This window comes from Deltaproteobacteria bacterium (assembly GCA_019309045.1).
GTDB lineage: Bacteria > Desulfobacterota > Syntrophobacteria > BM002 > BM002 > JAFDGZ01.
The window spans coordinates 1-10,502 of record JAFDGZ010000108.1; the positions used below are offsets into that span (position 1 = coordinate 1).

Annotated in this window: 5 protein-coding genes and 1 pseudogene; 5 read left to right on the top strand and 1 reads right to left on the bottom strand. The window is 51.7% G+C overall.

Going from position 1 to position 10,502, the window contains the following annotated elements; genetic code table 11:
• Positions 1-502: 502 nt before the first annotated feature.
• Positions 503-1,441, bottom strand: coding sequence for an MCE family protein (locus JRI89_15570; protein MBW2072658.1), 939 nt, complete (start codon positions 1,439-1,441; stop codon positions 503-505).
• Positions 1,442-1,983: 542 nt separating this feature from the next.
• Here JRI89_15570 and JRI89_15575 point away from each other — a divergent pair.
• The 5 genes and pseudogenes from JRI89_15575 to JRI89_15595 form a co-directional block, all read left to right on the top strand.
• Positions 1,984-3,677 (top strand): annotated as a pseudogene (locus JRI89_15575) (2-oxoacid:acceptor oxidoreductase subunit alpha).
• Positions 3,674-4,534, top strand: a complete 861-nt coding sequence (locus JRI89_15580) for a 2-oxoacid:ferredoxin oxidoreductase subunit beta (protein MBW2072659.1) — start codon at positions 3,674-3,676, stop codon at positions 4,532-4,534. Before JRI89_15575 ends, JRI89_15580 begins: the two are co-directional and overlap by 4 nt.
• 848 nt (positions 4,535-5,382) lie before the next feature.
• Positions 5,383-5,733: a PEP-CTERM sorting domain-containing protein gene (locus JRI89_15585; protein MBW2072660.1), complete on the top strand. Its 351-nt coding sequence runs from the start codon at positions 5,383-5,385 to the stop codon at positions 5,731-5,733.
• A gap of 873 nt (positions 5,734-6,606) precedes the next feature.
• Positions 6,607-7,344 carry a hypothetical protein gene (locus JRI89_15590; GenBank protein MBW2072661.1) on the top strand — a complete coding sequence of 246 codons (738 nt, stop codon included), beginning with the start codon at positions 6,607-6,609 and terminating at the stop codon, positions 7,342-7,344.
• 267 nt (positions 7,345-7,611) lie between these two features.
• Positions 7,612-10,502: AAA family ATPase (locus tag JRI89_15595; protein MBW2072662.1), on the top strand; the 2,891-nt coding region annotated here is incomplete at its 3' end.

The following is a 10,502-nucleotide window of genomic DNA, read 5'->3' on the forward strand; positions in this document are numbered from 1 at the left end:
AAACAAGTAATAAGAAAGTTAGCTGTAATGGGCGCTTTCAGCCCATAGCTGGCGCCACCCTTGATCCTTGATATTTCATGAACACACCACCAGGCACACCTTCGTGCTCTTCACCACAAAGACCCGGGTAACATCTTAATTAGTGAGAAGCATGATTCAATTCTAGCAACTCTCTGTTGTCCAGGTTGATGACAAAATAAAAGTACACCCCTTCACCAGCCGATTGCTGGCGGCTGACCTGAAGGCTGAGCCAGCGGCCAGTACTACAATGGCACCATAACGCAATTGCTTGCCGAAATAGATAACAACACAGGACAACGCAGTCTAAAGCCTGCGGCTACCAAAGCGTTGCCGTGTCTGCAATCCCCTGTCACGCTTGGTTGACAATACTGGTTATGAGGTGCACTTTTATTTTGTCATCAAACACTCGCTGTTGTGCATATTAACTGTCAAGGGCCTTTGCAGCAGAATGATTGGTTACACAGGATCACCCCGCATGCTATCAACGTTTGCCAAAGAGTACGGCCTCCGGGTGGCGCTCCAGATACTCAGTGAGAGCACGGATGGAACGCGAGGCAGCGGACAGGTCACCAAGCGCTTCAGTGAGTACGTATCCAAGGCGTGAATTCCCTTCTACGGTTTGTTCAACAGAGAAAAACGTCTTTTCGGCCTGTTCAGAGGCATGGCGAACCGCTATGGCCATGTCGTCTAGATCTGCCGCCAGCGGCACGATCTGATCATCCACATTTTGCACCAGTTTATGTGCGTGTTTCACGGCTACTTCAATAGTGGCTGCCAGCGGCCTGACCTGCCTATCTATATTACGAACTAGGCCGCCTGCGTCCCTCACAGCTGTCTCAATGCTGGCTGCCAGCGGCAAGACCCGCCTGTCCACGTTTCGCACCAGCATCTGGGCGTCGCTCATAGTTTTTCCAAGGGCCCTGATCGCTCCCATGAGTTCAGGGGACCGCACCAGAAGATCCACTGCTTCTGCAGCACGCAGCGCTTGCTTTACCAGTTTGTCGAGGGGAAGCTTCTCCACCGTCGATTCTGTCTCAGCAATGGTTGCCCCTGGCTGCAGGACTTCGCCGTGGTCTCCCGCGTCGATTTTGATAAACTTTTCGCCAATCAGGCCGGCTGTGACGATGGCAGCGGTAGCATCCTCCAGGATCTTTATGCCTTTTTTAATCTGTAATTCCACCACCGCCGTCTTGTCTTCCTGATCTATGGTGAGTTGTTCCACCTGGCCAATTTTGATTCCCATCATTTCCACAGCGCTGCCCTCTTGCAAGCCGGACACAGAAGAAAATCTTGCAAAGAGCGGGTAAGAATCGTCGCCGATGATAGAAACCTCACCAAGTTGAACCATCATATAGCCAACGAATAGCAGCCCTATGATTACAAAAATGCCGACTGTTGTCTGGATAGTCTGCTTTTGCATGATATTTCGACCTCGCTTTCCGTGCTGAAACTCCCTGGGCCTTCTTTCTGACTCCCCCGCTGCCATCTTCCCCATACTATTCCCTGAATCTGTACAACTTCAACTCGAAATACTGGAAAAAGATGCGGAATGGGGAACGCGAAAGCAGTGTGCGGAACGGGGAACGCGGAATGTGGAGTTGAGAACATGGCATCACCGCCTTGCAGGAGGTCGTTTCTTTATGAATAATGCCGGTCATTGAAGACGAGCTGCGCGAAGTACAGAAAGGTCCTCAATCTAGGAAGATTGCCGGCATGCCGTTGACTTCTGAATTCTGGCATGAGTGACACTGCCATAGAGAATACATTAATCGTCACGAATTGTTTGAAGTGATTTATTTCATGTCTGCTCGACCATCCAGTCATAAACAGATATACTTAATTATAGAGTCCCCCATTGCTTTTGAGAATTGGCATGGCCGGGATGCGAGATAAAATCAGTATTTTCTGGCCTGTTCATATGAATAAAGGCGTCATCCGTTGAGCAAACAGAGGAGGATCACCTTGAAAGAAATATCTATACTGATTGGAGGCAAGGCTGGAGACGGCATCAGGCAGGCCGGTTACACCATTGCAAGGCTTTTCAACAGGTTGGGCAGGCCGGTTACACCATTGCAAGGCTTTTCAACAGGTTGGGCTATCGAATATTCTTCTACGACGACTACCCCTCTTTGATCCGCGGCGGCCACAACTTCTCCATCACCAGGGCTGCAGAAAAAAAACCTCTAGCCCACAAGGAAGAGGTCGATGTTGTCGTAGCCCTGGATCAGAACACCATCTCCAAACATCAGATGCGGCTGCTGCCAGAGGGCATCATTATCTACGATGCCGATGTGGCTGAGGGTCCCGGGATTGGCATACCCTTCAGCAGCATTGTCAAGGAACTCGAGGGAATCCCCATCATGAAAAACACGGCTGCCATCGGGGCCCTGACAAAAGTGCTGGGAATCGATTGGGCAGTTCTGGAAAAAGTGCTGACAGACACCATTGAAAAGGCTGTGGACCTCAACCTCGAGATAGCCCGGCAGGCCTTTGACAAGGCAGGAGAGCCCCTGCGCCTTGTACCGCACCTCGACCAGGAACCACTACCTCTAGTAACCGGCAACGAAGCCATTGCTCTGGGGGCGGTGCAGGCTGGGCTCGACATGTACATTGCCTACCCCATGACCCCTGCCTCCGGCATTCTCCATTACCTGGCAGCTCATGAGCAGGAACTGGCAGTGGTCACAGTGCACCCTGAAAGCGAAATCGGTGTTGCCCTCATGGCGCTCGGCGCGGCGTATGCCGGCGCCAGGACCATGGTGGGCACATCCGGCGGTGGATTTGCCCTGATGACAGAGGCTTTGAGTCTGGCCGGCCAGGGGGAATTCCCCATTGTCTTTGCAGAATGTCAGAGACCCGGCCCCAGCACCGGGGTCCCCACCTACAGCATGCAGGCTGATCTCTTCTTTGTCATTCATGCCGGCCACGGTGAGTTTGCCAGAGTAGTCCTGGCGCCGGGAGATGCAGAAGAAGCCTTTCATCTATCAGGCCTTGCCCTGAACCTTGCCTGGCAGTTCCAGATTCCCACGTTTATTCTCTCCGACAAACACCTGAGTGAGAGCATTTTCAGTTTTGCTGCTGACATAGACCAGGTCGAACCCTTTGAACCTCTTCTCTGGGATGGCCAGGGGGAATACAAACGTTACCGGCAGACCCCTGACGGCATCTCTCCCCTGGCATATCCAGGAAATCCAGGGGCGGTCGTCAAGGTGACTTCTTACGAACACGATGAATATGGCATAACCACTGAAGAGCCTGAGCAGATCGTCAGCATGCAGCAGAAGCGTTTGCGGAAAAAGGAGGCCCTGCTGAAGGAGCTGGCGCAACAGCAACAGGTAAAAACCTACGGCAATTCAGCCGCCGACACCGTCATCCTCTGCTGGGGTTCAACCAAGGGCAGTTGCGTGGAAGTGGCAGAAGAATTGGGATTGCGAGTGGTGCAGCCGCTGGTGCTGGAGCCTTTTCCCATTGAACCCTTGAAATCGTCTCTTGCAGGGGCTGAAAAAATCATTGCAGTAGAGCTCAACACTACCGGCCAGCTGGCGCAGCTGCTCAGGGCCCATGGTTTCAATATTGACCACCTGGTCCTGCGCTTCGATGGCCGCCCCTTTACGGTGGATCAGCTCGCAGAGAGAATAAGGGAGGTTCTTCAATGACGACAACCAGAGAGCTGGGAACATATGCAGTGAATACCTGGTGCCCTGGATGCGGTAATTTCGCCATCCTCACCGCTGTCAAGAAGGTCCTGGCTGAGCTTGCCCAGGAAGGCCTCGATCTTAGCAAGGTGGTCATGGCCTCGGGTATAGGCTGTCACGCCAAGATTGTCGATTATGTCAACGTGAACAGCTTCTACTCCATTCATGGCAGAGTGGCGCCAGCCATCAGCGGCATCAAACTCGCCAACCCGGCCCTGACCGTTATTGGTCATGCCGGTGATGGCGACGCTTATGGCGAGGGAATCGAGCACCTTATCTTTAGCGCTAAAAGGAACATTGATCTGACTTTTATTGTACACAACAACCGGGTCTATGGACTGACCACCGGCCAGTTCACACCCACCAGTCCCAGCGGCTTCAAAGGCCGTTCCACGCCTGGCGGCAGCGTTGAGGAGCCCTTGAATCCCATTGAACTCATGCTGTCAGCCGGCGCCACCTTTGTTGCCAGAGGGTACTCGGGCAGAATGAAGCATCTGCGGGCCATCCTCAAGGCCGCCATAAACCATACCGGCTTTGCCTTTGTCGATGTGCTGCAGCCCTGCTTCACCTTTTACAATACTTACGACTACTATAATGAACGGGTCTATGAACTGACAGAAGAACAACACAATCTGGCGGACAGGGAAGCTGCCTTTCGCAGAGCAAGAGAATGGGCCTATGATGAAGGTGAGCGCATTCCCCTCGGAATTTTTTTTCGCACCACCAGAGCAACATATGAACAGAGGCTTCTGGCTGGGAGACTGCCAGCTGACAGCAAACCAGGAGATGTCGGGCAGGTTTTGGCAAAACACGCCTGAACCTTCAGGCCGGGGACGGTTTTCCGAAAAAAGCCGCATGTGGCGGGGCGTACACTCCAGTGCGGATGGCCATGATAGAATGATGCGGCACCGAAGCGCTCACCGGGCATTTTTTTTCTTTGAAACAAAATTCATTTCGAGGCTACTAATATAGTAAAAGCAAAAAGTACCCCTTTTTCCCCTTTTCAAATCCTTTCTCGGTTACAGAGAAACTCCCTGGGCACGCCCCCCGCCCCTGGGAGTTTCTTTTTGTTTTTCTCTATCTCATCAAGAAGGTCACCTGTTGCAGGTAATTGAGAATGCACTCGCGACCCTGAAAAGAGGAGTATTCTATTTTCCTCTCAAAGGGTAATTATTTTCATAAAATGGTAAAGTTTTACATAAATGCGGCCATCAGACTGTATTGTTTTCTTGCCTATTTTCTAGCTAACCTCCCGTAAATAAAAGAATAATTGCAAAACATATTATCTTTTTATCTTGCGGCACTATTTTTGCTCTAAATCTGTGCGGTTAGAAAAATATCTCAAGTTCACAATAAGGAGGTTACGGGTGTGAGAAAGTTATTGTTAAGTACATTATTATTAATGGCCGTCTGCCTTGTCGCAACTGGCAGCGCTAATGCTACCTTCATTGTACCAAATGGCGGCTTTGAAGACGGAAATTTTACAGCCTGGGACGTGAGGGGAAAGCATGCCAATGTTGTTACCAAGGCAACTGCCTATGATGGCACTGAATATCTTCCCACAGAAGGCTCTTATTTTGCCAGTCTTACAGCTGACTCATTCATTCGGCAGGAAATCTCGTGGGAGAAAGGAGATGTCTTGAAGTTTTCCTGGGCATTCCTTGCTATGGATTTGCACAGGAAGTGGAGACGAAACGACAGAGCCATGCTGATAATTAAAGACAGCGAGAATAAAATACTCTACAAGCACAGGCTGGCTGACATTATACTTGTAGGTGACTATGGGGACACTGGCTGGCAAGATTTCACGTACCAATTCCCCGAAACTGGCAGCGGCAAGATTATTTTTCTCTCCAAGAACCACAAATGGGGCAAGCAATATAGATCAGTCCTCTTGCTCGACGACGTCCACGATCCTGTTCCTGAATCTGCGCCTGTACCAGAACCAACCACAATGCTCCTGGTTGGCACGGGCATGATCGGACTCGCAGGTTTGAGACGCCGACTGAACAGGTAGGCAAAGCATCGCCCGGTGATCAGGTTCTGAAACAATCAAACCAGTAGTGCGCTCAGCTCGGACTTCGCATTTCCGAGGCCATTCACACGTTCAGCATATATTTGCTTGATGAAGTCCGTATTTATTGCCACTGTTCCTGGCAATATTGGGCTGAACGTTATCGCATGAATTCACCCCTCAAGGGGGTGGAAGGCAAAGGCACCACTATGGCCCTGTCGACGAGGCCCAGTCAATCCTGACTGTCCAGAAAGTTAGCCTGGCAAGCCCCCGACAATTCACTGCCCCCCAAGGGCAGGGTGCTCCTCGCATGGTTGCAGTTTTCCAGGCCCAGCTGCATACCACAATCTGGGAAAATAAAATGGCTTTGGGTCAGGTGACAAACTCACTGAGGCGAAAGCGGTCCTGATTAACTATCCTAGAGAAAGCGATCTTTCATTCGCCGAAGGTATCGATCTTGTTCCGAGGCCAACTACAACTTCACAGGGCATAAAAGAGGCTGCTGTGGACCACTGCAAGGCTACCAGGAAATCAATGGCCTCCTGAGCCACAAGGGGCATTTGTTTGAGCATGGCAGTTGATCCTTGTCGACCACACAAAATATGTGTAAAGAAACTGACGCTGCTTGCAGCGCTGCCGACGCATCCTGGAGCTAAGCTCTCTGGGTTGATTTTGGTTTGACAGGCTCTGGATTCCATGTCAAAGTTAATTTTCAGGCCTGCGAGATCTTGCTGCAAGGTACTTTCAAAGACATTCTGGCAGGCTGACCTTTGCAGGAAAATACTGCTCACGAGGGCCAGAAAATATAACTTCTACAGACTCACAGTTTGCTGTCTAACGATTTGCCGACACAACAAGAAGATTTCTTATCTTAATATGCACTTCAGCGAATTGCGAAACACAGATCTTTTTGGCAGATTTTATCTGAAAACTGCCAACTCAAAGAAATATCTCGGCTACTATGAGGCTGTCGATGCTATCCGTTCTCTGGTTTACAGTGAACAATGGCTCCAGTGTGTTACAGGCTATTACATCAATGTGGCAGACGAAAACCAGGATGCCGTGCGCCTCAGCTACTTCACCCCGTCGCCGAAAATGGTTGACGAGGTAGTAAAACGTTTTGTTGCCTCTCACGGCCTGCAAATGGTCCGCCGGCCCGTACCAGCCCGAGCTGTTGTGGTCTCCAAAGCATACGGCGGCGAAGAACTGAGGTTCCGCAAGTATCTGGCCACTTACAGCCCTATTGGGCTGGATATAATGGCAGCGGACCTGCTGAACGCCCGCTGTCTGTTCGCCACCTTCCGCTGGCAGGTGATGCGAGCTAGAAAGCCCTACAAGCCCCATTTCCTGCGTACCTTCAAGAATCAGAGTATGTTCTATAACTCCCTGGCACCAGCAGAAAAAGAGCAGTTCTGGCTAGATCTGGCAAACTGGCCCAACCCCCCACAGGTAGACTGGGCCCATATGTTTGTCAACATGGTCCTCGCCGCCGACTGGAATACTCGCGAGGAGTGGCCGAAATTCTTCCAGCCGCAGCCGCCCCTGACAACAGCTGAGATAAATAAGAAAGTAAAAGAGCAGGGTTTCCAGATACCGCCAGGCTGGCATCCATGAAACGACCGGCCAAGTCACTTCGAGAGCACACCCTCAATTCGCCACTTTCAAAACAATTCCTTTTCAATGGCCAAATGTGAGACAATAGCTATGTAACAGTAATTGCCTCGGTGGTTTCCAGCCTGAATGCTGGGGGCTCTGCAAAAAACTGGGCCAGCCAATAGTCTGGCACAAACGGTCCTTTGGCAAACCAGGGGTTCTGCTCTCGAACTGTTTTCGCCCAGCGGGCTGCTGCACCGCCCAGGCGCTATCCTGTGGAGGATGTTCATGCTGACCATGCAGTTTGATCGCCGGATTCTTGCTACCCTGCCCTTCCCTGACGACGAAACAGTCAAGAGAATCGGCCACATTCTCTCCAGCATAGTCGAAGCAAGGGTGATGCCCTACTTCAAGAAAAGGAGGGGTACGGATTCCATTGTCATCGCCAGGCTCCTGGATCGTCTGACCATTCGTCGCTTCGAGGACGAACAGGGACGGGTGCAGCTGGTCAGCATGATCTTCAAAGAAAACGCCAATTGGCAACTGGCAATTCACGAGAGCATTTTCGACTATCTTGCCTTTGTCATTCCCAGTGACCCTGAGGCAAGGCTCGGGGATGGTACACTGGAAGAACGCAAGATGCTTGCCTTTGTGGAGTTTGTACTGCGTCACGACATCGAGCATATGCTCTATCCAGACCACGGTGAAAAAGAGATCGTCCATGCAGATATGGATTTTGCTATGGCTCGACGCTCAACTGATCCCACCTTCTACAACATGCTGCGCCAGGCCCTGGCAGACGAAATGAACGGCATAGAGGGTGAATTCTATCTTTCCCTCCTGGACAGAGGAGAACGACAGCAGTCACCAGATGCTGCCATAAGCCGCATCCTGGATGAACTGATCAAGAGCGTCAGCGACCTGCCTGCTTCTCTATTTCAGAAAATCTATTCGCGTCTTGACCGAGAAGTCGGAGCCAAGGTGCTCGGTGAATGTTACAGAAGAAGCCGAGACACCTCTTTCTCTCTTGGAACCAGGTCTTCTTTCCTCCACAAAATCGTGGCAATTTTCCCTCCGCTAGCTCACAAGGACAAGGAACAGGCTCGAGATCTTTTCAACACCTTCAAAGAGCGCTGGGGCATGGTGTCTATCTTTCAGGAGCTCGGTCTGCCCGAGAAGAGTCTCGAGGAAAAGAGGACTGATGAGCTATTCGAGCTTTTCCTGTCAGCTGCAGCTGCAGTGCATGACGAGAAACAATTCTTCCCAGAGGCGGTTGAGGGGGATGTTAGAAAACCTGCCAAAACAATGATTGAAGCCCCCAAACAAAAGAGCCTCAAGGATCGTATCGAGGAGGCAAAGGAAAACCCCAGATTTCCGCCACAAGTACTTGCGCTCATAGAAAAAAACAAACTCAATGCAGTAGGACACAGTGGGGCAAAGTATAGCGAACTCATTGAAACCTTGCTGGCCGTGCCCTGGGGCAAGATACACAAGATTGAAGTCTCGCCGGAGCAGTTCGAGAAAGGCCTCAATGAAAGCCACTATGGCCTCAAGCGCCCCAAAGAGATTGTCTGCGATTTTTTCACCAATCTCATCTGGCGCTATCGCTCATTCCGGCAGAGCGAAGTCCAATCATGGCACCGCATGGGAAGCGCCTTCCTCTTTGTGGGCCCCCCTGGTGTGGGCAAGACCTCCCTGGCCATCTCCATAGCTCAGAACCTGGGCATCCCCTACCACAAGTTCTCATTGGGAGGCATGCGCGACGAGGCCGACCTCAGGGGGCACGGCTTCACCTACGAGGGCTCCAAGCCGGGCGCCATTGTTCAGGGATTGATAAAAATGGGGGCAATGAATGGCATGTTCATTCTGGATGAGGCTGACAAGACCGAAAAATTCGCTATTGCCACCCTGCTGGAAATACTGGACCCTGAACAGAACCATCTCTTTCACGACAAGTACACCCAGACTACCGTGGACATAGATATTTCCAACTGCCACTTCATTCTCACCGCCAACACCCTGGAAACGGTGCCAGCTCCGGTGGCAGATCGCTGCGAGGTAGTCTTTCTCAATCGCTACGGTGTGGAAGAGAAGGTCGCCATTGCCAGACAGTTCTTGATCCAGCGGATTCGCTCCAAGCACAAGATCTCCGAGGCTGAAATTTATTTCGCCAAGGAGCAGGAACAAGAGCTGCTCAAGTATCTCATCAAGAACTACACTTACGAAGCGGGAGTCAGACAGCTGGAAAGGACAATCCGCACCCTGTTCCTCCGGTTGCAGCGCAAGGAAATTCTCGCCGGAGGCAAAAAGAGCGTCCAGATTACCCGGCAGAAAATCAAGGCTCTCCTGGAGGAACCGCTGCGGCCCAGACAGATAAACGATGAGGATCGCATTGGCGAGGTGCTGGCCCTGGGTGTGAATCTGGAGAGAGGTGTTGGCACCATCATTCCAATTCAGGCAACTCCCATTCGGGCAGCCTCTGAGCAGGGACAGCAGTGGCGAGGGCCTTTGAGCCTGGTGCATGCTACTGGCAACATTGAAAAGGTCATGGACGAAAGCCGCAAAGTAGCAACCACTGGGATCTTGAGTCGTGCCGAGGAGCTGGGCATCGATATTGGCCACTTGAAGGAGCCGATCCACCTTCACTTCATGGGAGGCTCTACACCTAAAGACGGGCCTTCGGCTGGGAGCGCCATTGCCCTCGCCCTCTCCTCTCTGCTTGCTGGCAAAAAGATCCGCCGCGATGTGGCCGTGACAGGTGAAATAGACACCCAGGGAAGGATCACTGCCGTGGGTGGCCTGGATGTCAAACTGGAGACAGCCTGTGATGCAGGCTGCAAAACAGTAATCATACCCAGGGAAAATCTCCATGGCGCAGGTGGGTTGGAGCAGCTGCCAGACCCTCTCAAAGAGGAACTCCACATTCTCTCCTACCAGGAATGGCAGACTGCCCACCAGCCTTTTGATTATGCCAGGCATGTGCTCCAGGTGGTGGGTGTCGACCACATTGTGCAGGCGGCAGACATAGCCCTGATCGATGATAAGCAAATAGAGGCTCTACAGGCCGACTTCATAGCTCAGGCAGAGACGTACGCCGGTCATTTGCCTGCCCCACCCTCGGCTGGGGCATGTTCGGCAGTCATAATTCAGTTCAAGTCAATGGCTGAACTCAATACAGA

Coding starts and splice junctions, on each gene's coding strand:
- JRI89_15570 (MBW2072658.1), bottom strand. CDS start 1,441: ATGCAAAAGCAGACTATCCAGACAACAGTCGGCATTTTTGTAATCATA.
- JRI89_15580 (MBW2072659.1), top strand. CDS start 3,674: ATGACGACAACCAGAGAGCTGGGAACATATGCAGTGAATACCTGGTGC.
- JRI89_15585 (MBW2072660.1), top strand. CDS start 5,383: ATGGATTTGCACAGGAAGTGGAGACGAAACGACAGAGCCATGCTGATA.
- JRI89_15590 (MBW2072661.1), top strand. CDS start 6,607: ATGCACTTCAGCGAATTGCGAAACACAGATCTTTTTGGCAGATTTTAT.